This is a genomic window from Mesorhizobium erdmanii, assembly GCF_013170725.1.
GTDB lineage: Bacteria > Pseudomonadota > Alphaproteobacteria > Rhizobiales > Rhizobiaceae > Mesorhizobium > Mesorhizobium erdmanii.
The window spans coordinates 5,235,032-5,259,305 of sequence record NZ_CP033361.1 but is presented as its reverse complement, the minus strand read 5'-3'; the positions used below and the strand labels follow the sequence as shown (position 1 = coordinate 5,259,305).

Genomic DNA, 24,274 nt, shown 5'->3' with positions numbered 1-24,274 from the left:
GCGCGGGCATCCGCCGTCTGTTGGTCGGAGGATCATCGCCGGCGGGGTCGGCACATGGCTACTAAGTCGTGTGTGCTCTTGGCGATGCCGTTGGTCAACCCGGCCTAAACGCTTTCCAGATAGGTCTCGATCTCGAAGTCGCTGACATTGAGCGCGAAGGTGTTCAACTCCTGGCGTTTGCAGGCGACGAAGGAGTCGCGCAGGATCGCCGGGAAGATCTCCGCCACATGCGTCCCGCTTTCGAAAGTAGCGATGGCGGAGGCCCAGTCCGGCGGCAGTTTGGCCGGCACGACGCCCTGGCCATCGCTGCCGGTCGGGTCACCCGGCGACATCTGCCTTTCGATACCGATCAGGGCAGCGCCCAATATGGCGGCAAGCACCAGATAGGGATTGGCGTCCGCTCCCGACACGCGATGCTCGATGCGGCGCGCCCCGGTCGGACCGCCGGGTATGCGGATCGCGACCATGCGGTTCTCGTAACCCCAGGCGACCGCGGTCGGCGCATAGGAGCGCGGGCGAAGCCTGCGATAGGAGTTGAAATGTGGTGCGAAGACCAGCGTGCTCTCGGCCATCGCTGCCAGCAGCCCGCCGACCGCATGGCGCATGGTTTCCGAGCCCTGATCGGTGCCGTCGTCGAACACGTTGCGGCCTTCGCCGTCGACCAGGCTGAAATGGACGTGAAAGCCGTTGCCGGCCCGGTCGCCATAGGGTTTGGCCATGAAGCAGGCAGCAAAGCCGTGCTTGCGGGCGATGCCCTTCACCGTGCGCTTGAACAGCACCGCATCGTCGGCCGCCCGCAGGGCATCGGCGACATGGTTCAGATTGATCTCGAACTGGCCGACGCCGTTTTCGGCGATCGCCGTGTCGACGGGAATGCCTTGCGCCCTGCAGGCTTCGTAGACGTCGTGGATGAAGGCCTCGAAATCGTCGATTTCGTCGATCGACAATGCCGCATCGGAATCGAGACGCCGCCCGGTGACCGGCGAGACAGGCCCGACCGGGCGCTGCGATTGCGGATCGACCAGATAGAATTCGAGTTCCGTCGCCGCCACCGGGGTGAGGCCGAGCGCCTTGTAGCGGTCGAGGATGCGGGCCAGCGCCCGCCGGGGATCGCCGAGATAGGGTGCACCGCTTTCATCGGCGAGCCAGAGCGGCACCAGTGCCGTCGGATGCGCTGTCCAGTCCACAGGCAGGATGCCGCGTCCCGTCCATTGGCAAAGACCATCGGCATCGCCGGTCGAGAAAACCAGCGTGTTGCCTTCTATATCCTCGCCCCAGATGTCGAGGCCGATCAGCGAATAGGGCATGCGCAGCTTGCCCTCCAGCGCCTTGCGCGCCTGCTCGACGGGGATGCGTTTTCCCCGCATGACCCCGTTGAGGTCGCACACTGCAGCCCTCAGGCTCTGTATGTCGCTTCGGCTTTCAAGCCAGCTTAGGACGTCCGCAATTGCATCGCTCAATTTCAAACCTCAGGTTTTCGAAGGTGCCCAAGCCCTGTCGGCTGCGCTATCCCCGGTAAAAAGTGCTTGTGAGTTTTGGGAGAAAAATATCTGGCCTTTGCCAAGTATTTTCTCTTATTTTTTCAAGTCACTAATCGGGATGTCGGGAGGCATTTTCAAAACCATTTGCGCGATCTGCGATCGCAACATAGAGACAAGAAGGCGGAAAGCCAAGGGGGTTTCGGTCACTTGCGGCGCCGGACCGCGGCCCTTGGTGATTGGCAGAGACATCCATCGCGTCGTCATCCACGGGCGGAGCATGGGGCGGGAGCGGCGTCGCGGAGACCCGAGGATCCATGCCGGGACTCTGGAGCGCCGCCGCGCTGCAGAATTCTGCTCCGCTGCACCCCACGGCCAAGATCACGGCATGGCAACTGTGTTCAAGCGAAAGCTTTTTGATCTCGGATGATAGCGTTGAGGACGACGAGAAGCTTCCTGGCGACGGCGATGATGGCGAGTTTCTTGGAGCCGGATCGTGCAGCGATGGTGCTGTAGAACGCTTTGAACCGGTCACAGGCTCGAATAGCGCCGAGAGCTGCCATGTAGAGGGCGCGGCGCACGCGTGCTCGGCCACCCTGGATTTGGCTCCTGCGCCTGAGCTTGCCGCTCTTGTTGTCGAACGGGGCAAGGCCGACGAGTGCGGCGATCGACTTGGGTGAGCGCTGGCCGAGCTCGGGCAGGAGCGCCAGGAGCGAGAGCGCGGTGACCTTGGAGACCCCGGGCACGGAGACCATCAGAGCGTTGTCGCGGGCAGTGCCCTCGTTCTGACGAATGACTTGTGCGATCCGGGCCTCGAGCGCCTTGATGCGTGTGTTGAAGTCAGTGATCATCTCTTCGAACCCGGCGATGACGATCTCATCAAAAGCCTCACTGAGCTGCTTCTTCAAGTTTGCCCTGGTATCGACCAGCTGATCGCGGTAGCGGGCAAGCGATTGAAGATGTTCGTCTTCCTCACGCGGCGCCGGCTCGGCTTCAGGGTGATAGCGGCGGCCATAGCCGCTCAGCATCCTGGCGTCGAGAGGATCGGTCTTGGCGCGTCGCGCCGTCGACTTCGCATAATTGTGGGTGTGTGTCGGGTTGTGCCGCGAGAACGCCACACCTGCCTTGGCCAGGGCATGGCGCAGCAGCCGGTCATGGACGCCTGTCGCTTCCATGACCACAAAATCCTGGCCGGGGTGAAGGCCTGCCACATGAGCAGCTATCGCATCGGCATGGTTGTCTATGCGCTGACAACGACCGCTTGCCTCATCAAAAAAATCGAGCCACTGCTTGGAGATGTCGCAGCCGACATAGTTCTGCATTATCATGTCCACGCCTCTTCCTGTGGTGCGGGGTCTGCAGCTAACAGCCCCGTGCAACTGTTCAGGTTGATGGTTCACCGGTGGGAAGGAACCGAGCCATGCCACGGCCTGTCCAGAAATGGGCGACCAGGATCCCTTCGGTTTCCTTCCCACTTCGACCATAACACTGAACAAACACACAGGATCCCAGGGTCTCCGCGCCGGAGCTTCGCTCCTGCTTCGCCCGGGGATGACGAAGTTGGTAAGGCGTCCGGCAATCTCGAAGCTCCACGATGATCCGCTGGACGACAGTCGCCTTTCGCGAGCCCCCAGTCCTAGCCGCTCACATCCGGAAATCTGGCCTGCCGCAGGATGTGTGCCGCACCCTCTTCGATGTCCCGCACGATGGCCGCGCGGGCGCGCGCCGCGTCCTGCGCCTCGATCGCCGCCACGACTTCCTCATGATAGTCGATGTCGAGGATCGAGGAGAGATCGTCCTCGAAGCCCATGGCGAGATTCCTGAGGAAGGGGCCGACCTGCATCCACACGGTCTCGATCAGGAAGATCATCTGTTCGTTGCCGCAATGGCGGTAGATCGAGAATTTGAAGTCGTGGTTCTTCCTCAGATAGTTGTCGATATCGCCGCCGCGTGCCGCCAGGGTCAATTCCGTGCAATGGCGGCGGATCGTCCGCAGATTGTTGCCGTTGATGCGCTTTGTCGCGAGCTCCGTCGCCGAGCCTTCGAGGATCGTGCGCACGGCGGTGAGCTGCGAGAACCGGTCGGCGGAGATGACCGGCACCTCGACGCTGCCGTTCGGCATCGGGCTCAGCGCCCGCAGCGCCTGCAGTCGCATGAAGGCGCTGCGCACCGGCATGTCGCTGGTGCCGAGTTCCTTGGCAAGCTTGCGCGATGTCAGCTTCTGGCCGGGCAGGAACTGGCCGGACATCAAGGCCCTGACCAGCTCCAGATAGACTTTTTCGTGCAAGGGAACGGTGTCGACGGCGGTCAACCCGAATTGTGTTCTATCGGCCATTGGCGGGGTGGTGCTTCATTCGTTCTGAAATCTTCCCTGACGACGGCAGCCGCGGATGATCCCGGGTTGGGCGGAGCGCGGCGGACGCCGAGTCCAGCGATATATCGGCGCATGATAGACGCCTCGCTCGTTGCGCGGCAAGCCGTGCGGCAAAGCGGCCAAGGACAGGGTCGATGGTGAAGCTACCGCTCGTTCGCCTTCTTGAGGACCGCTTCGTCCATGGCCAGGTCGTAGCGGGCAAAGCTGCGGTTCTCGGCCGGCAGCGGCGCGATTTCCATGCTGCCGCTGGCCGGCTCGAAGATGATCATCGCCACCGTCGCCGAGAGGTTGCCGCCGCCTTCGCGGATCGCCGGGCGGCAGACGCTGAACGGCGCGGCGAAATCGTCGAACAGCGCCGTCTTGAGGTCGTCGACGGTGATGTCGCCGTGCCGCGCGGCAAGATGCCCTCGCACGCGATAGTCACGGTAGAGACTGTCCGGCACGTCGCCGAGCCCTGTCTCGCGCAGCTTCGATAAGGCGACCGGGCTTTGCCAGTGATTGGCGTGCACGATCAGGTCGCTCTCGGGATAGATCGGGAAAGCTTCGTCCGGCGCGCATTCGATGTCGACGGCAAAACCCTCGGCGGTGCTCAATATCATGTTGTTGGAACAGGACTTCGGCGTCGTCGCCACCACTTTGATGGCGTGGGCGAAATGCCTCGCCTCCAGCACGCGGCGGCGGATGAAGGGCAGCGGAATGCCGATGTCGCGATAGTCGCGATCGGATTCCAGATAGTTCGCGGTGATGCCGATGCCGGCCGCGTTGAAGCCGCTGCGCGCCAGCCCGCCGGCCTCGGTGAAGGTGAGGAAGTCCGGGCCGCCTTGGCGCCGTATACGCAGCACGATCGATGTCTCCGCGCATTCGGCGCGCCAGTCCCAGTTCTGGCCATGGATCAGCCGGCCGGCCTTCGTCGCTTCCGGCAGGACAACCGCGCCCGTGCAGCCGTCCGGCTGGTCGTCGGATATGCCCTTCTCGCGCTTGGCCAGCTGCAGGATTTCAGTGCGGGCATTGACCAGCAGGATCGAGGGCAGATCGAGATTGGCGCCGGCGGCGATCCCTTCCATCTCCTCGACGAGGTCGGCCGCCCATTGCCGAAGGCGAGGCAGGAATAGGTCGCCGAAGCGCTCGACGTCGTTCTGGCCGAAGCCGAACCGGTCGAGCTGCGCGGCATAAAGCGCGACCGACGCATGGATGCGGCCGCGCGCCTGCTCGCCATAGGCCTTGCCGCGCTCGGTTGGTGTTCCGCTCACATCGACGAGCGGAAAGGGCGCGATAGCCGTCATGGAACGAGACCTCGAATTTTGCCGGTGGGCTCGACCTTAGTCCATTTCGTCAGGCGCCGGAATTCACCGCGCCGTTCTGGGTGAAACGATGAGCCGCTCCTGGCCCGACGCTCAGTCGAACTCGGCGCGGCGGGTCTCTCTTCGCGGATGGACTTCAGCACCTGCGCCTGAAGCTCGTGGACGTCGCGGTCATGCCGGGTTCGTCCGGCTCTTTGCCGCCGCAAGATGCGTCAGCAAATTCTTCGTGATCCTGCCGACGTCATTCATCGCGTCGCCGGCCGGCAAGGCGCCGCACCAGGCGACTGAACTCGCTGAAAATATCAAACCACCTGAAGGCAGATGGCGCAGCGTCATCTCCGCGCAGCGCCGCGATGCGCGTTCCTCCACGCCGCCCTCGTACCAGCGCGTGGCGTCGTGGACGAAGCTGTCCGGGAAGCCGGTTGCGCGCGCGATGACCATCGTATCGGGGGAGGTGCCGAGATGCGGGTCGGTGGCGTCGACCTCATAGCCAGCCGCGCCGCCAAGCACGATGCCCTCGTCGCCGAAGGTCTCGCCAGCGACCCCTTTGAACAGCCATGCGGCGGAAGCCTCATGGCTTTGCAGTGTGCGCGTAAAAGGTCGCGCGCCGTCGAAACCCATCAGCGAGATGGCAACGCCGGTCAGCGAGAATTCGCCGCGCCCGCTGGCGCGCAGATGGCCGCCGGGCTGGTTGGTGATCGACAGCGATTGTTCGGCGATCGGTCCGTCCCAGGTGCGGCCAGCCTCGAGCGGCGAACGCCGCAGCTCCATCAGGTCGTCCTGGAACGCCACCTTGCCGGCAAAGCCATTGCCGCCGAGATAGGCGATGCCGCCGCCCGCCGCGGCGAACTGGCGCAGCGCATGCTCCATCTCCACCGACATGTATTCGGGATGGCTGCCGGTGATGACCGCCTGGTAGTCTCGCAGGCCCGCGACGCCGCGCTCATGCAGGTCGCGGTCGGTGATGAGATCGAAGGCGATGCCGTTATTGTGGCAGAAGCGGAGGAAATGCAGGTCGACCGGCAGGTTGTGCGGGCAGCCGCACAGAGGATAATTGTAGTCGTCGCGCAGCGTCGCCTTCGGCTTCCGATAGGAAGCGATCGACACGCCGCTGAGGTCGCTGTGATAGTCATAAAGCGACTTCAGATTGTTATCGATGGCGAAGCGATGACCGCGATCCTCGCACATCCATTCGTAGAGATGCGCAGGCAGGAATTCATCGGCATAGGCGAGATAGGTGGCCGTCGGCACCAGGAACAATAGCGGCGCACGGCGTAAGGACGAGGTGATGAAGAAGACGATGCGCTCCGCTCCGCCGTCATGGCCGATTTCGAAGGCATAGACGCCGGCAGAGGCCGCGGCCGGGATCCGCAGGTGATATGAAGCGGGCCAGTCCAGCGCGCCCATGTCGTCGTCATGGCAATGCACCGCATCGTAATGCGACGGCACCAGACGCGGATCGAAACTCGACCCATCCCAGCGGCGCGAGGTCATGCAGAATGTCGGCTGGTTGACCGGTTCCAGCGAAAGAACGTGATCTGCGCCAGTCGAGGCGATCGGCCCACCTGGCAGCAAGGTTGGGAACGTCCAGGCAATGTGTCCGGCCACGGTCTGCAGGACGATCGCCGCAAACTTGGCATTCAGCGTTTTGACATCGTTTGCCGCGCTGGTGCCGAAGACCATGTCACCGGACAGCGACCAGCGCAGATCGAACTGACGCTGCAGGCGAAACGGCGACAACAAGTCGTCGGAGCCGATCTTCAGGATCGTCCCGCCGCCATCGGACGAAATCTCGACGCTGAGCCAGGTGTTCGCCGGCAAGCTCTCGTCGATTTCCAGCGGCTTGCCGTCATGGCCTGACGTCAGCCGCCCGTCCTGCAATCCAAGACGCAAATTGCCGCATTCGAAGAGCACGCGAGCGCCGTCATTGCGGGTCAGATACATCTCGAAGGCGACGCCGCTGATATCGGCGGCCTTGGCCAGTTCCGGCGCCGGGATCCTCAGGAAGGATCCATGGTCGAAGTCGCGATGCGACGCGGCATTCCCGGTCGGTTCGAGCTGCCAGTCCATGAACTCGGCCGAGGGCGTGTCGAGCCGTACGATCCGTGCATCGCGCACCGGCCGCGGCGAGGAGAGGTGAAGCGCAACGGGCGTTCCGGCCGCCGTGTGCCAGGGAACCGTGTAGCCCGAAACGGCCATGGCACCATGATTGACGGGATGCTTCATCTCGATGGAACTCCGCGCCGCGACACCGGTGGGCGCACTCTCGTGTTTTTGATTCACACTAAGGGAGGATCTCGCGGTTTGCGACCGGCGCGTTTCAGCCATCACCCAGCGTCTGCGGCGCTGCCGCGGCTACGTCAAATCAGGTTTACCTGTTTGTACTCCTCGGCAACGGGCAACCAATGAGGTTTCGAGAGCGCAAAGCGTCCTGAAGGCAACCGGATTGCCCGTCATCGCCGGGACGCCGACGGCCGGTCAAACAAGGTCGGCGTCTTCATCACAAATCTTGACCTTTCGCGCACTTGCACGCGCCGCCGCTCTCTGGCTTTTTGGGGCACCCATCCGAACGGACTGATTCGCGTCATGCCGGTCGATCGCAATGTCTTGCAGGCATTGGTCGGGTGGGCCGTGAAGCGCGCGCTATTGGCGAAGGAGAAGCAGGCATGGCCGAGTTCAAGAAGCCGGAAATCTCCGAGATGAGACCGAAGATCACCGTTATCGGTGTCGGCGGCGGTGGCGGCAACGCCATCAACAACATGATCGCGGAGCAGCTTCAGGGAACCGAATTCATCGCCGCCAACACCGATGCGCAGGCGCTGACCATGTCGAAGGCGACGCGGCTGATCCAGCTTGGCGCGCACGTCACCGAAGGGCTCGGCGCCGGCTCGCTGCCCGAGATCGGCCGTGCCGCCGCCGAGGAATCGCTCGACGAGATCATGGATCATCTGGCCGGCACGCATATGTGTTTCGTCACCGCCGGCATGGGCGGCGGTACCGGAACCGGCGCCGCCCCGATCATCGCGCAGGCGGCGCGCAAGGCCGGCATACTAACCGTCGGTGTCGTTACCAAGCCCTTCACTTTCGAGGGCCGGCGCCGCATGCAGATGGCCGAGGAGGGCATCGAGCGGCTGCGCGAAAGCGCCGACACGGTGATCGTCATTCCGAACCAGAACCTGTTCCGCATCGCCGATGCCAAGACCACCTTCGCCGATGCGTTCGTCTTCGCCGACCGGGTGCTTTATTCCGGCGTCAGCTGCATCACCGATCTCATCGTCAAGGAAGGCCTGATCAATCTCGACTTCGCCGACGTCAAGTCGGTGATGCGCGGCATGGGCCGCGCCATGATGGGAACCGGCGAAGCCTCGGGCGAAAGCCGGGCGATGAAGGCGGCGGAAGCCGCGATCGCCAACCCGCTGCTCGACGAAGTGTCGATGAAGGGTGCCAAGGGCGTTCTGGTGTCGATTTCGGGCGGCCGCGACATGACCCTGTTCGAGGTCGATGAAGCCGCCACCCGCATCCGCGAGGAGGTCTATGAAGACGCCGACATCATCGTCGGCGCCATCTTCGACAAGAGCATGGAAGGCCGCTTCAGGGTTTCCGTGGTGGCGACCGGTCTCGACCGTGCGATCGGCGCCGATGATGCCGGTGTCGGCGTCGCGCATGGTCATGCGCCGTCCGCGCAGCGCACGCTGCAGTAGAATTGGCCTGAGCTGACGGCCTCATTCGCTCGGCCTGCCCTTTTTGCGCCGGTAGGTCTGCGTACGGGCGCAGCTGACGCTAATATGAGGTCTGGCTTTTGTTCGTGGCGCCTGCCGCGCCTTGGCGCGCCTGAAATTCAAGTTTTTCCATAAAAAAGCAGTGAGTTGGAACGGCTTGGCGGACCACCGCCGAGCCGCTTCTGTTGCCGGATTTCGGCGTGGCGGGTGCAGGCCTCAATGAACCCGCGTGTGATTTGCGCCAATCGGTCGCTTGACTCTGATCGCGCCTTATGAAAAATTTTGCAGCAACTGATAAAAATATCAAAAGGGCGGAAATGGTAGGGTTCGGCAACGGTCTCCTGCGCGACGATGAAACCAGCATGGCGACACGTGCCGCCTGGCTTCACTATGCCGGCGGCCTCACCCAGTCCGAGGTCGCCAAGCGGCTGGGGCTGACCAGCCTCAAGGCTCACCGCCTCATCACCAAGGCCAACCAGGAAGGGCTGGTGAAGGTCTATATCGACGGCGAAGTCTCCGAATGCGTCGAACTCGAGGACGAGCTGTCCCGCCGCTACGGCCTCGACTATTGCGAGGTGGTTCCGGATTTCGATTCGGAGGATTTGCCGCTCAAGGCGCTCGGCATTGCCGGCGCGCAGTTCCTCAAGCGCGAGATCGAGCGCGGCGAGGAGGCCCTGATCGGTGTCGGCCATGGCCGCACGCTTGCGGCTTGCGTGGAATATCTGCCGCGCACCTCGACCGACAAGATCCGCTTCGTCTCGCTGCTCGGCGGCCTGACGCGCAAATTCTCGGCCAATCCGCACGATGTCATCCACCGCCTCGCCGAGCGCACCGGCGCCGAAGCCTATGTCATGCCGGTGCCGATGTTCGCCAACACGGCGGAGGACCGTGCCGTGCTGCTCGGGCAGAAGGGCATCAGCGAGGTCTTCGATCTCGCCAAATCGGCTGACCTGTTGTTCGCCGGTATCGGCACGTCGGAGCGCGAGGCGTCGCTGGTCGCCACCGGCATGATCGAGAAAGGCGAGATGGAGGAGATCCGCCGCAATGGCGGCGTCGGCGAATTGCTCGGTCATTTCTTCGATGAAGCCGGCAAGGCGGTGGCGACCACCGTTTCCAACCGGGCGCTCGCGCTGACGCGGGAGGACATTGCCAGCCGCCGCATTGTCGCCGTCGCCGGCGGCAAGATCAAGGTTCGCGCCATCAAGTCGGTGCTCGAAGGCCGCTATCTCAAGGGCCTGATAACGGACGAGCGGACGGCGCGATCGCTCGTGGAGGAGACGCCGGTCGGGTAGCCGGTATCAGTTTGGTTGAAACTACCCTGTGGAGGAGAAGACGAAATGCATGAGAAAGAGAAAGACCTCATTGACGCCTTCCTGCGTGGACAGGTCGACCGTCGCGGACTGATCAAGGGCCTGGGTGCGATGGGCCTTGCCGCCGGCACCGCCGGTACGCTGCTCAATCTGGGGCAGACCCGCGCGCTCGCCGCCGATTTCGACTGGCAGGCGCATAAGGGCAAGACCATCAAGCTCCTGCTCAACAAGCATCCCTATGCCGATGCGATGATCGCCGACCTCGAGAACTTCAAGAAACTGACCGGCATGAACGTCGTCTACGACGTGTTCCCGGAAGACGTCTATTTCGACAAGGTGACGGCGGCACTGTCGGCAAGCTCGCCCGAATACGACGCCTTCATGACCGGCGCCTACATGACCTGGACCTATGGCCCCGCCGGTTGGATCACCGACCTCAACGAATGGATCAAGGACCCGGCCAAGACCAACCCGAACTATGCCTGGGACGATATCCTGCCGGGCGTGAAGTCGTCCTGCGCCTGGAACGGCAAGCCGGGCGGTGCGCTCGGTTCCGAAGACGCCAAGCAGTGGTGCATTCCGTGGGCCTTCGAGCAGAACAACATCACCTACAACAAAGGCATGTTCGACAAGGCCGGCGTCGGCGTTCCCGGCAACATGGACGAGATGATCGCGACGGCTGCCAAGCTGCAGAAGGACATTGGCGGTGGCGTCTACGGCATCGGCGTCCGCGGCTCGCGCTCCTGGGCGACGATCCATCCGGGCTTCCTGTCGGCCTATGCCAACTTCAACGAGAAGGACCTGACTGTTTCCGCCGATGGCAAGCTCGCGGCGGCGATGAATACGGCCGGCTCCAAGGCTTTCCACGCCAAATGGGTGCAGATGATCCAGGAAAGCGGCCCCAAGGACTGGTCGACCTACACCTGGTACCAGGTCGGCACCGACCTCGGCGCCGGCGCCTCGGCGATGATCTTCGACGCCGACTGCCTCGGCTACTTCATGAATGGCGGCGACAACAAGATGGCCGGCAAGCTTGCCTATGCCGCCTTCACCGCCAACCCCGCGGCCAAGGCCTCGACGCCCAACATCTGGATCTGGTCGCTGGCGATGTCCAATTTCTCCAAGGACAAGGACGCGACCTGGTACTTCCTGCAATGGGCTTCGGGTCCCGAGCACGGCCTGTTCGGCGCCACCAAGATGGATTTCGTCGATCCGGTCCGCCAGTCGGTCTGGAAGGACGAAATGTTTCGCGAGAAGCTGAACAAGAGCTATCCCGGCTATGTCGAGATGTTCGACGCCTCGGCCGCCGGCGCCTCGATCAAGTTCACGGCGCAGCCGCTGTTCTTCGACCTCACAACCGAATGGGCGGCAACATTGCAGAAGATGGTGGCCAAGGAAGTGCCGGTCGACGAAGGCCTCGACAAGCTCGCCGAAAGCATCAACGGCCAGCTCAAGGAAGCCGGCCTCGGTTAAGTCGCAATCGGGGCCGGCCTGCTTGGCGGGCCGGCCCCCATCACACACTTTTCACGTTTGCGATGCGGTGCCGGAAGGTGACCGCTATTTCGCCCGACCGGTCGCCTTGCTCCCTTGGGCGGCCGGCAGGGCGAAGCGACAGCAACAACGGAGCAGCTCGATGACTGCGGTGGTATCGCAAAGGCCCAAGCCATCCGGCTTCAGGATCAGCAAGCGCGTGCTGCCCTATGTGCTCAGCCTGCCGGCCTTGCTGGTCTGCATCGGCATCCTGATCCCGTTCCTGACCTCGGTCGTCTATTCCTTCCAGCGCTACCGGCTGAGCCAGCCCTGGGCGCGGCAGTTCAACTGGGGTGACAACTACATCTCCTTCTTCACCGACCCGAAATTCTGGAACACGCTCAAAGTGTCGTTGCTCTATGCCGGCACCACCGTCGTGCTGGAACTGCTTCTCGGCCTCGCCATCGCCCTGCTTTTGCAGAAGCGCTCGACGCTGAACAACTTCATCTCGATCATGCTGTTGATGCCGCTGATGACGGCGCCGGCACTCGCCGCGCTGATGTGGAAGCTGATGACCAATCCCGGCTTCGGTGTGCTCAGCTATCTCGCCAGCCTCATCGGACTGCAGGATTTCCGCTGGGCTTCGTCGCCGTCGACGGCGCTGTTCACCGTCGTGCTCGTCGACATCTGGGTCTATACGCCCTTCATCATGATCCTGCTGCTCGCCGGCCTGCGCAGCCTGCCGACGCAACCCTTCGAGGCGGCAGCACTCGATGGCGTGCCGCGAAGCTTCGTCTTCTTCCGCATCACGTTGCCGATGCTGACGCCCTACATCCTGACGGCAACTTTGTTTCGCCTGCTCGATTCCATCCAGCAGTTCGACATCATCTATGCGATGACGCAAGGCGGGCCGGGCGACACGCTGACCGTCTTCCAGGTCGAGGCCTATCTCAACTTCTTCCAGTCGACCAATGTCGGCCGCTCGGCGGCGCTGATGATCATCCTGTGGGCGATCACCTATTTCCTCTCCAACATCTTCATCAAGAACTGGCTGCGGCTGCGCGAACGCGCCCGTGGCCAGGCATAGGAGGCCGGGATGGAACACACCTCGCTTCTCGAGCGCATCCTGCGCGGCGTGGCTCTGACGCTGGTCGTGATCTTCTTCATGTTCCCGATCGTCTGGATCTTCATGATGTCGTTCCAGACCAACGAGACCATCCTGCGCATCCCGCCGCAGCTTATCTTCGAGCCGACGCTCGCCAATTACACGGCGCTGATCACCGGCAAGCTGATGACCGCGGCCGGCACGCTCGACATCGCCTTCATGCGCAATTTGTGGAATTCGGTCTTCCTGTCGGTGACCTCGGTGGCGGTCTCGCTGCTGCTCGGCGTTCCGGCGGCCTACGCCTTCGCGCGGCACAAATTCCGCGGCTCGGAGGACATCGCTTTCACGCTGTTGTCGTTCAAATTCGCGCCGGCCCTGCTGGTGCTGTTGCCGCTCACCCTCTATTTCCAGAAGCTCGGGCTCGCCAACACCTATATTGGGCTGATCTGGGTCTACCAGCTGATCTGCCTGCCGTTGATCCTGTGGATCGTGCGCGGCTATTTCGAGGATATTCCAGCCGACATCGAATATGCCTATCGCATCGGCGGCCATTCGTGGTTCGCCACCTTCCGCAAGATCGCATTACCGCTCGCCGGTCCCGGCATCGCCGCCGCCGGCCTGCTCGCCTTCATCTTCGCCTGGAACAATTTTGTCTTCGCCCTGGTGCTGGCCTCCGCCGACAAGCAGCCGGTCACGGTCGGCGCGCTCGCCTTCATCACCTCCTCGGGCATACAGTACGGCCAGATTTCGGCGGCCATCGTGCTCTCGATCACGCCGACGCTCGCGCTCGCCCTCTACGCACAGCGCTATCTCGTCGAAGGCCTCTCGCTCGGCGCGGTGAAAGGATAGACATGGCCAGCCTCGAACTCAGAAACGTCGTCAAGCGCTACAAGAGCCAGACTGTCCTCGACAATCTGTCGCTGACCGTTGCCGATGGCGAAACCCTTGTGCTGTTCGGGCCATCGGGCGCGGGAAAGACGGTGCTGCTGCGGCTGGTTGCCGGCGTCATCGATCCGGATGGGGGCAAGATATTCATCGGCGGCGACGACATGACCGATGTCGACGCGGAGTTTCGCGGCGTCGGGATGGCGTTCCAGAATTTCGCGCTGTTTCCGCATATGAGCGCGTTCGACAACATCGCCACGCCTTTGGAGGCCAAGCGGTCCTTGCCGGGCGCGATCAAGGCCGGCGTCGACAGCGTCGCCAAGCTTTTGAAGATCGCCCATGTGCTCTCCCACAAGCCGCGTGCGCTCTCCAACGGTCAGAAGCAACGCACCGCGCTAGCCCGCGCTTTGGTCGGCTTACCGCCGCTGCTGCTGCTCGACGATCCCTTGCGCAATGTCGACGCCAAGCTGCGCTTCGAGATGCGGCTGGAACTGCCGCGTCTGCTTGCCGATCGCGGCGCCACGGTCGTCTACGTCACCCAGGACTACAAGGAAGCCATGGCGCTCGGCGACCGCATCGCGGTGATGTCGCAAGGCGTCATCAGGCAGCTCGGCACGCCCGAGCAGATCTATCGCGAGCCGGCCAATATCGAGATCGCGCGGCTGTTCGGCGATCCGACCATCAACCTGCTCGACGTCAAGCCCGCGCGGGACGCCCGGGGGATCTATGTCGGTCTGTCCAATGTCCAGGTTCATCTCGCCGAGGCTTCCGAGACCGCCATCGGCCGCGACTGCATCATCGGGCTCCGGCCGGAGGCGTTGCATTTCGTCGGCGAAAATGAGCCGGGTGCGATTCCCGTGACGGTCGAGGCCGAGACGCCGCTCAACGAAAAGATCGTGACGCTGGTGCGCACCGTGCGCGGCCGCGAAATCCTGGTCTCGCGTCCAGCCGGGACGCCCGGACGTAACGAGGGCAAGGCTCATATCGCCGTCGACGGCAAGAGCGCCTTGCTGTTCGATCATGCGAGCGGCGAGCGTATCGGCGCGAGGAATGTCGTCAAACTGCGCAACGGAGAAGCGGCATGAGCCCGAGCGCGCTCACAATATCAGGCGTCGACAAATTCTACGGCCCGATCGACAGGGGTGTGCACGCCGTCAAGAACCTGACGATGGAAATCGCCAAGGGCGAGATCGTGGCGCTGCTCGGCTCGTCCGGCTGCGGCAAGACGTCGACGCTGCGCATGATCGCCGGCTTCGAGGAGGTTTCGCGCGGCGCAATCTCGGTCGCCGGCCGTCAGGTGCACACCTTGCCGCCGGTCAGGCGCAACGTGGCGATGGCCTTCGAAGGCTATTCGCTCTACCCGCCGCTGACGGTGCGCGAGAACATGGCCTTTGCCCTCAAGGCGGCAAGGCTGCCGAAGAGCGAGGTCGACGCCAAGGTCGCCAGCATCGCCAAGCTGCTCGAGATCGAGGACATACTGGAGCGTTATCCGAGCTCCATCTCGGGCGGCCAGCAGCAGCGTGCCAGCCTCGGCCGGGCGTTGATCCGGGAGGCGGATCTGCATCTGCTGGACGAGCCGATGGGCCAACTCGAACCGCAGCTTCGCGCCGTGCTGCGCGGCCGCATCAAGCACTTCATCAAGGAGCGCGGCCTGACCGCGATCCTGGTCACCCACGACCAGACCGAGGCCAATGCACTTGCCGACCGCATCGCGGTCATGGAAGGCGGCGTGTTGCAGCAGTTCGACACGCCTGATCGGATCAAGGAGCGCCCGGCGAACCTGTTTACCGGCACCTTTGTCGGCGAGCCGCCGATGAATGTCTTCGAGGCTTATGTCGCGACAGCCGCCGGCCGCATCAATCTCCGGCTGCCCGACGGCCTGTCGCTCGACTACGACAAGGACGCCTTCAGCGCTCCGGTTCGCGACCAGCTGCTCAGCCGCGAACGGGTCGTCATCGGCATCAGGCCCTATGCGGTGCGGCGCTCGAAGGAGGGTGTTCCCGCCAGGGTCTCGGCCAACCAATGGCTCGGCGACCAGACGCATATTGCGGCGGACTTTGCAGGCGGCTCGCTGGTCCTGGTCGAACATGACCGCACGCGCCTCGACCTGGGTGCGCCGATCAATGTCAGCATCGATCCGAAAAACCTGCATGTCTTCGACCAGGCGAGCGGCGAGGCCATCTCGCACGGCATGGAGCTGGCGTGATGCGTGACATCCTGATCGGCGTCGATGCCGGCACCTCGGTCATCAAATCCATCGCCTTCGACATAGCGGGCCGGCAGATTGCCGCCGCGGCACTGCCCAATCACTACGAAACGCTGCCGGGCGGCGGCGCCGAACAGGATCTGACACGCACTTGGGCCGACGCCGCCACGACCTTGCGCCAGCTTGCCGACAAGGTGCCTGACCTCGCAAAACGGACCGTTGCCATCGCGGTCACTGGGCAAGGCGATGGCACCTGGCTGATCGACGAGAAGGGCGAGCCGGTGGCAAAGGGTTGGCTCTGGCTCGACGCGCGCGCCGCCGCCGTCGTGGAAGAGATCCGCGCACGGCCCGAGGACCGGCTCCGCTTCGAAAGGACCGGCAGCGGGCTCGCCGCCTGCCAGCAGGGGTCGCAGTTCGTCTTCATGAAGCGCACCATGCCCGAAATGCTTGGCAAGGCGGCGACCGCGTTCCATTGCAAGGACTGGCTCTATTTCAGGCTGACCGGTGAACGCGCCACAGATCCATCCGAAGGAACCTTCACCTTCGGCGATTTCCACACCCGCGACTATAGCGACGACGTGCTCGACGTGCTCGGCGTCGCCGATCTCAGGCATCTGCTGCCGCCGATCGTCGACGGCACAAGGCACAGCGCCGCACTGTCGCAGGCGGCGGCCGAAGCCACCGGCATGCTGGCCGGCACGCCCGTCGTGCTTGGCTATGTCGACGTCGTCTGCACCGCGCTCGGCGCCGGCCTCTTCGACCGCGAGCGCAAGCCCGGCTGCTCGATCATCGGCTCCACCGGCATGCATATGCGGCTGGCCGAAACCCCCGACGATGTCCAGCTGAACGACGCGGCGACTGGCTACACCATGGCGATGCCGTCACCCGGCGTGTTCGCGCAGATGCAGTCGAACATGGCGGCGACGCTCAACATCGACTGGGTGCTTGGGCTTGCCTCCGGCATTCTCGCCTCGCAGGGCATTTCGCGCAGCAATGGTGAGATGATCGCGCTGGTCGATGCCTGGATCGCGGCCGCGCAACCCGCCTCGCTGCTCTATCAGCCTTATGTGTCGGAAGCCGGTGAGCGGGGGCCGTTCGTTGATGCCAATGCGAGAGCCGGGTTCGTAGGCATTTCCTCGCGGCACGGCTATGCCGACCTCGTCCGAGCTGTCTTCGAAGGCTTGGCCTTCGCGGCGCGCGATTGCTACGCCGCCATGGGGCCGCTGCCGCGTGAAGTCCGCCTGACCGGCGGCGCCGCCAGAAGCCCGGCGCTGCGCAAGATCCTGGGCGCGGTGGTGGGCGCCGATATTCGCACCAGCGCACGCGAGGAAGCGGGCGCGGCGGGTGCGGCGATGATCGCGGCGGTCTGCGTCGGCCTTTACCCGTCCATGGATGCGTGTGTCGGCGAATGGGTGACACCGCTGCTGGGCGAGGCCGAGCCGAGCGATCGGAACCTCGCCGCGATCTACGACAGAGTGACCCCGTCCTACATGTTGGCGCACCAGGCGTTGCGGCCGGTCTGGCGCGCAATGGCGGCATCGCAGGCAAATTGAGAAGTCGAGTATGAATAAGACAATAGCGATCATTGGCGACAACTTCATGCTTCCGGAGGTGTTTCGCGCCAAAATCGAAAAGGTGGCGAGCGGCGATCTCGATATCAGGACATTGCAGACGGCCTGGCCCGACGAGCCGATGCAGTTCGGCAATGCGGCGCTCGGCCTCGACAAGGTCAAGGAGTATTTTGGCCATCCCGATGAAGTCGTCGATTTCATCGGCGATGCCGAAATCCTCGTCACCCAACTGGCGCCGCTGTCGGAGGAGATGATGAAGCGCCTGCCGGCGCTCAGACTGGTCGCGGTTTCGCGCGGCGGTCCGATCAACATCGACATGGCTGCTGCCAGGGCGCACGGCATCACCGTGGTTAATGTGCCCGGCCGCAACGCCACCGCCGTGGCCGAGTTTACCCTCGGCGCCATCCTGGCCGAGACGCGGCTGATCCGGGTCGGCCACGAGGCGTTGCGCAAGGGCGAGTGGCGCGGCGATCTCTACCGCGCCGATCGCACCGGCCGTGAACTCGGCGAAATGACGGTCGGCGTCGTCGGCTATGGCAATATCGGCACCAAGGTGGTGCGCCTGCTGCGTGCCTTCGGCTGTAACGTCCTGGTCAGCGACCCGTATGTGCAATTGAGTGCGGAAGATCGCAATGCCGGCGTCGAACTGGTCGCGCTGGACGATCTCCTGTCCCGTTCCGATGTGGTCACGCTGCATCCCCGCGTGACCGAGGAGACACGCGACATGATCGGCAAGGACACTATCGCGCGGATGAAGCCGGGGGTGGTTCTCGTCAACACCGCGCGGGGACCGCTGGTCGACTATGACGCACTCTATGACGCGCTTGTTTCAGGCCAGATCGCCAGCGCGATGCTGGAGACCTTCGCGGTCGAGCCGGTGCCATCGGACTGGCCCTTGCTGCAGCTTCCCAATGTGACGCTGACGCCGCATATCGCCGGCGCCTCGGTGCGAACCGTGACCTATGCCGCCGAGCAAGCCGCCGAGGAGGTGCGCCGCTATATTGCGGGCCTCCCTCCGGTCAATCCATGCTGAGGCAGTGGTCATGACTCTTCAAATCGGCATGAAGGCCACGGCGACATGAACGGCAGCCCCGAAATTGTCGACCTCTTCGTCATCGGCGGCGGCGTCAATGGCGCCGGCATCGCGCGCGACGCCGCCGGCCGCGGCCTTTCTGTCATCCTGTGCGAAAAGGACGACCTCGCCGAAGGCACCAGCTCTCGGTCGGGCAAACTCGTCCATGGCGGCCTGCGCTATCTCGAATATTACGAATTCCGCCTGGTGCGCGAGGCGCTGATCGAGCGCGAGGTGCTGCTGGAATCGGCCCCGCACATCATCTGGCCGATGCGCTTCGTGCTGCCACACAGCCCCGATGACCGGCCGGCCTGGCTGGTGCGGCTCGGCCTGTTCCTCTACGATCATCTCGGTGGCCGCAAGCGGCTGCCGGCCACCCGCACGCTCGATTTGCGCACCGCGCCGGAAGGCGCGCCGATCAAGGATGCCTTCCGGCGCGGCTTCGAATATTCCGACTGCTGGGTCGACGATGCCCGCCTCGTCGTCATCAACGCGCTCGACGCCGCCGAGCGCGGCGCCAGGGTCTTCACCCGCACCGCCTGCACCGCCGCCCGCCGCGAAAATGGCCTGTGGGTCGTCGAAATGCAGGATGGCAGGACGGGCATTCGGACGGTGGTTCGGGCGCGCGCTCTGATCAATGCCGCCGGCCCGTGGGTCAACGACATCGTCAACCGCGTCGCCGGCCAGAACTCCAGGCGCAATGTGCGCCTGGTCAAGGGCAGCCACATCGTCGTGCCGAAGTTCTGGGAGGGGCGGCAAGCCTATCTCATCCAGAACAGCGACAAGCGCGTGATCTTCATCAACCCCTATCAGAACGATCTCGCCCTGATCGGTACCACCGACATCCCCTACGACGGCCGGCCCGAGGATGTGGCGGCGGACGAGAGCGAGATCGACTACCTGATCAAGGTGGTCAACCGCTACTTCAAGCGCGGCCTTGCGCGCGGTGATGTCGTTTATTCGTTTTCCGGCGTCCGGCCGCTCTATGACGACAATGCCGACAACCCAAGTGCTGTGACCCGCGACTATATTTTCGAGCTCGACGCGCCGGACGCGCAGGCGCCGCTGCTCTCCGTCTTCGGCGGCAAGATCACCACTTTCCGCAAACTGGCCGAGCATGCGCTGGACAAGATAATTCCGTTCTTTCCCAAAATGGGCAAGCCGTGGACGGCGACGACACACCTGCCCGGCGGCGACATCGCCAACGCCGATTTCGAACAGTTTCTCGGCGACCTTGGACGCGAATATCCCTGGATGCCGGCCACGTTGCTCAAGCATTACGGCCGGCTCTACGGAACCAGGACGCGGGCTCTGATTGGCGCGGCGCGGTCGCTCGAGGAACTCGGACGCTGCTTCGGGAAGGATTTTTTCGAGCGCGAGGCCAATTATCTCTTCGACCGGGAATGGGCGGTGACTTCGGCCGATATTCTCGAACGCCGCACCAAGCATGGCCTGCATCTGTCCGCCGAGGAGAGGGCGGACTTCGAGCATTGGTGCGTCAATCGTCTGGCGAGGGCAAGCTGATGGTCCATCCCGTCGATAACGGCACCGGCGAATTCCGCATGCTGCGCTCCTTGTCGGCCAGCATCGGTGCCGACCCGCTGCTGGTCCAGGGCGCCGGCGGCAACACTTCCATCAAGCAGGCCGGCGTGCTTTGGATCAAAGCTTCGGGAACCTGGCTGAAGAACGCCCGCGACGACGAGATCATGGTCCCGGTCGCGCTGGCACCATTGCTCGATGCCGTGGCGCATCGCAACCCGGCAGCCGAGAAGGCCGGGCAATTCACGCTGGCGGATCTCAACCCCCGCCAGCTGCGGCCCTCCATCGAGACGACGGTGCACGCGCTGTTGCCGCAGAAGATCGTCGTCCATGTCCATTGTGTCGAGACGATCTCGATCGCCGTGCAGGCCAACGCCGAAGCCCTGCTGGAGGAGCGCTTGCGGGGCCTCGACTGGGCTTTCGTGCCTTATCGCCGGCCCGGCCTGCCGCTGGCGCAGGCGATCGCCGAGCGGCTGCAGCCCGCGACCAACGTGCTGGTGCTGGGCAATCACGGGCTGGTGGTCGCCGCGGATACGGTCGCTGAAGCGGCCCTGCTCCTGCAGCGGGTGACCGGGCTGCTCTCCCGGCCGCCACGGCCGGCCCCTCCGCCCGATCTCGATGCGCTGCTGCGGCTCGCCGCCGGAAGCGACTACCGGCTGCCGGCCTCGGCCGCGGCGCATGCCGTCGCGACCGATCTCGCCAGTTGCCGCATCGCCGCCTCCGGCAGCCTTTATCCGGATCATGTGATCTTCCTTGGCGTCGGCTCGGTGATCGCCGGTCCCGACGAGAACGCGGCCGATATCGTCGCCCGCACCACTGCCGCGCCGACATCCATCCTCTTTCCCGGCAAGGGCGTGCTGATGCGCCGGGATGCCAATGCCGGTGCCGAGGCGATGGCGCGCTGCCTGGCCGACGTCGCCCAGCGCGTCGATGGCGCGGCGCGCGTCAACTATCTCACCGCGGGAGAGAATGCCGAGCTGCTGAACTGGGACGCTGAAAAATACCGCCAGCAACTCAACCGCGAGGGAGCAACGCTGCAATGACGGCATTCCGCTTCACTGTCGTGCCGTGGCGCCGGGAGGGATAGCTGCCTTGGCCTTCACGCTCTCCCTCAACACCAATCCCTTGGTGAACCGTTTTGCCGATCCGGATGATCTGATCGACACCATCGCCCATGAGATTGGCATCCGCGACGTGCAGCTCACGCATGAATTCGTCAATCCGGGTTGGCCGGCAGCGACGATCGTCAAATTCGTCCGCCTCTTTCGCAAAGCGCTCGCCCGCACCGGCGTGCGGATTACCTCGGGCATGACAGGCCCTTACGGCCGGCTCAATCATTTCGGTCACCCCGACGCCGATGTGCGCCGCTACTATGTCGACTGGTTCAAGACCTTCGCCGACATTTCGGCCGAGCTTGGCGCCAGCGGCATGGGCACGCAGTTCGCCATCTTCACCCACCGCGACTTTGACGACGCCCCGCGCCGGGCGCGGCTGTTCGATATCGCGCTGGATTGCTGGCGCGAGGTCGCCGAACACGCCAGGGCGGCGGGCCTTAGCTACCTGTTCTGGGAGCCGATGTCGGTTGGCCGCGAGTTCGGCCACACCATCGAGAACTGCAGGCAGCTGCAAGGCGACATCGACGCCGCCGGCTTCGCCATTCCGCTGGAGATGATGGTCGACATCGACCATGGCGACGTCACCTCGAGCAACCCGGCCGACATCGATCCCTATGCCTGGGCTGAGGCCTTTCCCCGCAAATCGCCGATCATCCACATCAAGCAATCGTCGATGAACAAGGGCGGCCATTGGCCGTTCACATCGGCCTACAACAAGGACGGCCGCATCACGCCGGAAAAACTGCTGGAGACGGTGCGACGCGGCGGCGGCACCGACAACGAGATCTGCCTCGAACTGTCGTTCCGTGAGCGCGAGCCGGTCGACCATCAGGTCGTCGCCATGATCCGCGAGTCGGTTGACTACTGGGCGCCGTTCATCGACGCCGGCAGGGCCAGCCTTTTGCCAAGGGCTGAATAGAGATCGGGCAGGAGCCTGTGCGGCTCCTGCCCGAAGATGCAGCCAGATTTTCGGTGGGCCGAACTCAGCCGAATTTCGGGTCGAGGCTGCCCGACTTGTAGCGCTTGGCCATTTCCGAGACCGGCAACGGCTTGATCTTCTGGGCGTTGCCGGCGGTGCCGAACTCCTCGAAACGCTGCTTGCACAGCTTACGCATCGCCGCCATTGCCGGGGTGAGGTATTTGCGCGGGTCGAACTCGCTCGGGTTTTCGGTCAGCACCTTGCGGATCGCGCCGGTCAGCGCCATGCGGTTGTCGGTGTCGATGTTGATCTTGCGCACGCCATGCTTGATGCCGCGCTGGATCTCTTCCACCGGCACGCCCCAGGTCGGCTTCATCTGGCCGCCGTACTTGTTGATGATCTCCTGCAGATCCTCCGGCACCGAGGACGAGCCGTGCATCACCAGATGCATGTTCGGCAGGCGGCGGTGGATGTCCTCGATGACGTTCATCGCCAGCACCGCGCCATCCGGCTTGCGCGAGAATTTGTAGGCGCCGTGGCTGGTGCCCATGGCCACCGCCAGCGCATCGACATGCGTGTCCTTGACGAACTGCACGGCCTGTTCGGGGTCGGTCAGCAGCTGGTCATGGCTGATCGCGCCTTCGACGCCGTGGCCGTCTTCCTGCTCGCCGCCGCCGCTCTCCAGCGAGCCCAGAACGCCGATCTCGCCTTCTACGGACACGCCGCCCCAGTGCGCCATGTCGACGACCCGCTTCGTGATGCCGGAATTGTAGGCGTAGTCGGCCGGCGACTTGCCGTCTTCCTTGAGCGAGCCGTCCATCATCACCGAGGTGAAGCCGTACTGGATCGCGGTGACACAGGTGGCTTCGTTGTTGCCGTGGTCGAGATGCATGCAGACCGGGATGTCGGGATGGATTTCGACCAGCGCGTCGATCAGCTTGGCCAGCACCACGTCATTGGCATAGGCGCGCGCACCGCGGCTTGCCTGCAGGATGACAGGCGATTTGGTCTCTTCCGCCGCCTCCATGATGGCGAGGCCCTGTTCCATGTTGTTCATGTTGAAGGCCGGCACGCCATAGCCGTATTCGGCGGCGTGATCGAGCAATTGTCTCAGTGTGATGCGAGCCAACGAATAGTCTCCCGTATCTGGTTTCAAACCTGGTGGTTGCGGACTGTCCGCGCATCGTCCAGCCCACCGATGCTTCTGGCTGGATTTCGGCCCAACCGCAACCGTGACAGGCCGTTCAGGCAGCAATTCTTGTTACAGCGTCGCGATCAGGGCCAACGGGATATCCCAAATATTTATCCCATTATCACAAAATTTCTGATACTTTTGCGACGATGGATGTTATCTCTTGATCTGGGTCAAAGGCTTGAGGTCCTGTGTTGGGCGGTCGACGGCGATGAAGAGCGATAGCAGGCGTCAAGGCATCATGGAGATTCTGATGGACGCCGGTCAGGCCGGCGTCGACGACCTCGCCTTGCGTTTCGGCGTCTCGAAGATGACCGTGCACCGCGACCTCGATGAACTCGAGGAAAGCGGCTTCCTGCGCAAGGTGCGCGGCGGCGCCTCGATTCAGCCGAGCAGCCTGTTCGAAAGCGATTTCCGCTACCGGCAGAAGCAGGCGATCGAGGAAAAGCAGCGTCTGGCCGCTGCCGCCGTGGCCATGATCGAACCCGGCCAGACGGTGATCATCGACGACGGCTCGACGGCCGGCGGCATTGCCCGGCATCTGACGGAGCTGCGGCCGCTGACGGTGATCTCCAACAACCTGGCCGTCATCCAGGACCTGGCCGGTGCCGGCGGCATCAACCTGATCGCGCTCGGCGGCCATTACAGCAAGAAATTCCACGGTTTTTTCGGTCTGCTCGCCGAGGCTTCGCTCAAATCGTTGCGCGCCGACGTCGCGTTCCTGTCGTCTTCAGCCATCCATGGTGCTTCGGCTTTCCACCAGGACCAGGAGGTGGTGCAGGCCAAGCGGCTGATGATGGCGGCGGCGACCCGTAAATATTTGCTGGTCGATCACGGCAAGTTCGGCCGCACGGCGCTGCACTTTCTGACCGATCTCAGCGCGTTCGACACGGTCTTCACTGGCCGCGAACCCGAGCCTTCCATGCGCGCGGCGCTGGATGACGCCGGTGTTTCGCTGACCGTGGTCGGCGGCAACGGTTGAGGATCAAGGGAGCGTACGCGTGGTTTATTGGGTTGG

At 63.7% G+C, this 24,274-nt stretch carries 19 protein-coding genes; 13 read left to right on the top strand and 6 right to left on the bottom strand.

What is annotated here, in order from left to right; genetic code table 11:
• Window positions 1-104: 104 nt before the first annotated feature.
• The 5 genes from EB233_RS25600 to EB233_RS25580 form a co-directional block, all read right to left on the bottom strand.
• The gene (locus EB233_RS25600; RefSeq protein WP_064988006.1) at window positions 105-1,460 is read right to left on the bottom strand and encodes a glutamine synthetase family protein; all 1,356 of its coding nucleotides are present in this window, start codon (window positions 1,458-1,460) and stop codon (window positions 105-107) included.
• Between the two features lie 419 nt (window positions 1,461-1,879).
• Entirely contained in the window at window positions 1,880-2,806 is a 927-nt protein-coding gene (locus tag EB233_RS25595; protein ID WP_064988762.1) for an IS110 family RNA-guided transposase, read from the bottom strand.
• A gap of 308 nt (window positions 2,807-3,114) precedes the next feature.
• Window positions 3,115-3,813, bottom strand: a complete 699-nt coding sequence (locus EB233_RS25590) for a GntR family transcriptional regulator (protein WP_064989409.1) — start codon at window positions 3,811-3,813, stop codon at window positions 3,115-3,117.
• Between the two features lie 182 nt (window positions 3,814-3,995).
• On the bottom strand, window positions 3,996-5,135 hold the full coding sequence (locus tag EB233_RS25585; RefSeq protein WP_064989410.1) for a C45 family autoproteolytic acyltransferase/hydrolase: 1,140 nt from the start codon (window positions 5,133-5,135) through the stop codon (window positions 3,996-3,998).
• A gap of 189 nt (window positions 5,136-5,324) precedes the next feature.
• Window positions 5,325-7,379, bottom strand: coding sequence for a N,N-dimethylformamidase beta subunit family domain-containing protein (locus EB233_RS25580; protein ID WP_064989411.1), 2,055 nt, complete (start codon window positions 7,377-7,379; stop codon window positions 5,325-5,327).
• Window positions 7,380-7,819: 440 nt separating this feature from the next.
• Here EB233_RS25580 and ftsZ point away from each other — a divergent pair, with 440 nt between their 5' ends.
• The 12 genes from ftsZ to EB233_RS25520 all read left to right on the top strand — a co-directional run bounded on the left by ftsZ (window position 7,820) and on the right by EB233_RS25520 (window position 22,064).
• A complete protein-coding gene (ftsZ, locus tag EB233_RS25575) occupies window positions 7,820-8,854 on the top strand; it encodes a cell division protein FtsZ (RefSeq protein WP_027055844.1) in 1,035 nt (344 codons plus the stop codon).
• A gap of 335 nt (window positions 8,855-9,189) precedes the next feature.
• A complete protein-coding gene (locus EB233_RS25570) occupies window positions 9,190-10,164 on the top strand; it encodes a sugar-binding transcriptional regulator (RefSeq protein ID WP_027055842.1) in 975 nt (324 codons plus the stop codon).
• A 45-nt stretch (window positions 10,165-10,209) separates the two neighbouring features.
• A complete protein-coding gene (locus tag EB233_RS25565) occupies window positions 10,210-11,655 on the top strand; it encodes an ABC transporter substrate-binding protein (RefSeq protein WP_064989412.1) in 1,446 nt (481 codons plus the stop codon).
• Between the two features lie 160 nt (window positions 11,656-11,815).
• Window positions 11,816-12,739, top strand: coding sequence for a carbohydrate ABC transporter permease (locus EB233_RS25560; protein WP_023777019.1), 924 nt, complete (start codon window positions 11,816-11,818; stop codon window positions 12,737-12,739).
• Window positions 12,740-12,748: 9 nt separating this feature from the next.
• Complete coding sequence (locus EB233_RS25555; RefSeq protein ID WP_013896836.1) at window positions 12,749-13,606, top strand: carbohydrate ABC transporter permease; 858 nt, start codon at window positions 12,749-12,751, stop codon at window positions 13,604-13,606.
• Window positions 13,607-13,608: 2 nt separating this feature from the next.
• Entirely contained in the window at window positions 13,609-14,727 is a 1,119-nt protein-coding gene (locus tag EB233_RS25550) for an ABC transporter ATP-binding protein (RefSeq protein ID WP_064989413.1), read from the top strand.
• Window positions 14,724-15,848, top strand: coding sequence for an ABC transporter ATP-binding protein (locus tag EB233_RS25545; protein WP_027055839.1), 1,125 nt, complete (start codon window positions 14,724-14,726; stop codon window positions 15,846-15,848). Before EB233_RS25550 ends, EB233_RS25545 begins: the two co-directional genes overlap by 4 nt.
• Window positions 15,848-17,401, top strand: coding sequence for an FGGY-family carbohydrate kinase (locus tag EB233_RS25540; protein ID WP_064989414.1), 1,554 nt, complete (start codon window positions 15,848-15,850; stop codon window positions 17,399-17,401). Before EB233_RS25545 ends, EB233_RS25540 begins: the two co-directional genes overlap by 1 nt.
• 10 nt (window positions 17,402-17,411) lie before the next feature.
• Window positions 17,412-18,452: a 2-hydroxyacid dehydrogenase gene (locus EB233_RS25535; RefSeq protein ID WP_064989415.1), complete on the top strand. Its 1,041-nt coding sequence runs from the start codon at window positions 17,412-17,414 to the stop codon at window positions 18,450-18,452.
• Window positions 18,453-18,497: 45 nt separating this feature from the next.
• On the top strand, window positions 18,498-20,015 hold the full coding sequence (locus tag EB233_RS25530) for a glycerol-3-phosphate dehydrogenase (RefSeq protein ID WP_064989416.1): 1,518 nt from the start codon (window positions 18,498-18,500) through the stop codon (window positions 20,013-20,015).
• Window positions 20,015-21,073, top strand: a complete 1,059-nt coding sequence (locus tag EB233_RS25525) for a class II aldolase/adducin family protein (protein WP_064989417.1) — start codon at window positions 20,015-20,017, stop codon at window positions 21,071-21,073. Before EB233_RS25530 ends, EB233_RS25525 begins: the two co-directional genes overlap by 1 nt.
• Before the next feature lie 49 nt (window positions 21,074-21,122).
• Window positions 21,123-22,064: a sugar phosphate isomerase/epimerase family protein gene (locus tag EB233_RS25520; RefSeq protein WP_064989502.1), complete on the top strand. Its 942-nt coding sequence runs from the start codon at window positions 21,123-21,125 to the stop codon at window positions 22,062-22,064.
• 64 nt (window positions 22,065-22,128) lie between these two features.
• Here EB233_RS25520 and fba read toward each other — a convergent pair whose 3' ends face one another.
• Window positions 22,129-23,193: a class II fructose-bisphosphate aldolase gene (gene fba / locus EB233_RS25515; protein WP_064989418.1), complete on the bottom strand. Its 1,065-nt coding sequence runs from the start codon at window positions 23,191-23,193 to the stop codon at window positions 22,129-22,131.
• Window positions 23,194-23,467: 274 nt separating this feature from the next.
• On the opposite strand from fba, the gene EB233_RS25510 reads away from it, so the two are divergent.
• Window positions 23,468-24,238 carry a DeoR/GlpR family DNA-binding transcription regulator gene (locus tag EB233_RS25510; protein ID WP_064989419.1) on the top strand — a complete coding sequence of 257 codons (771 nt, stop codon included), beginning with the start codon at window positions 23,468-23,470 and terminating at the stop codon, window positions 24,236-24,238.
• Window positions 24,239-24,274 lie beyond the last annotated feature (36 nt).

Coding starts and splice junctions, on each gene's coding strand:
- EB233_RS25595 (WP_064988762.1), bottom strand. CDS start 2,806: ATGATAATGCAGAACTATGTCGGCTGCGACATCTCCAAGCAGTGGCTC.
- EB233_RS25590 (WP_064989409.1), bottom strand. CDS start 3,813: ATGGCCGATAGAACACAATTCGGGTTGACCGCCGTCGACACCGTTCCC.
- EB233_RS25585 (WP_064989410.1), bottom strand. CDS start 5,135: ATGACGGCTATCGCGCCCTTTCCGCTCGTCGATGTGAGCGGAACACCA.
- EB233_RS25580 (WP_064989411.1), bottom strand. CDS start 7,379: ATGAAGCATCCCGTCAATCATGGTGCCATGGCCGTTTCGGGCTACACG.
- ftsZ (WP_027055844.1), top strand. CDS start 7,820: ATGGCCGAGTTCAAGAAGCCGGAAATCTCCGAGATGAGACCGAAGATC.
- EB233_RS25570 (WP_027055842.1), top strand. CDS start 9,190: ATGGTAGGGTTCGGCAACGGTCTCCTGCGCGACGATGAAACCAGCATG.
- EB233_RS25565 (WP_064989412.1), top strand. CDS start 10,210: ATGCATGAGAAAGAGAAAGACCTCATTGACGCCTTCCTGCGTGGACAG.
- EB233_RS25560 (WP_023777019.1), top strand. CDS start 11,816: ATGACTGCGGTGGTATCGCAAAGGCCCAAGCCATCCGGCTTCAGGATC.
- EB233_RS25555 (WP_013896836.1), top strand. CDS start 12,749: ATGGAACACACCTCGCTTCTCGAGCGCATCCTGCGCGGCGTGGCTCTG.
- EB233_RS25550 (WP_064989413.1), top strand. CDS start 13,609: ATGGCCAGCCTCGAACTCAGAAACGTCGTCAAGCGCTACAAGAGCCAG.
- EB233_RS25545 (WP_027055839.1), top strand. CDS start 14,724: ATGAGCCCGAGCGCGCTCACAATATCAGGCGTCGACAAATTCTACGGC.
- EB233_RS25540 (WP_064989414.1), top strand. CDS start 15,848: ATGCGTGACATCCTGATCGGCGTCGATGCCGGCACCTCGGTCATCAAA.
- EB233_RS25535 (WP_064989415.1), top strand. CDS start 17,412: ATGAATAAGACAATAGCGATCATTGGCGACAACTTCATGCTTCCGGAG.
- EB233_RS25530 (WP_064989416.1), top strand. CDS start 18,498: ATGAACGGCAGCCCCGAAATTGTCGACCTCTTCGTCATCGGCGGCGGC.
- EB233_RS25525 (WP_064989417.1), top strand. CDS start 20,015: ATGGTCCATCCCGTCGATAACGGCACCGGCGAATTCCGCATGCTGCGC.
- EB233_RS25510 (WP_064989419.1), top strand. CDS start 23,468: ATGAAGAGCGATAGCAGGCGTCAAGGCATCATGGAGATTCTGATGGAC.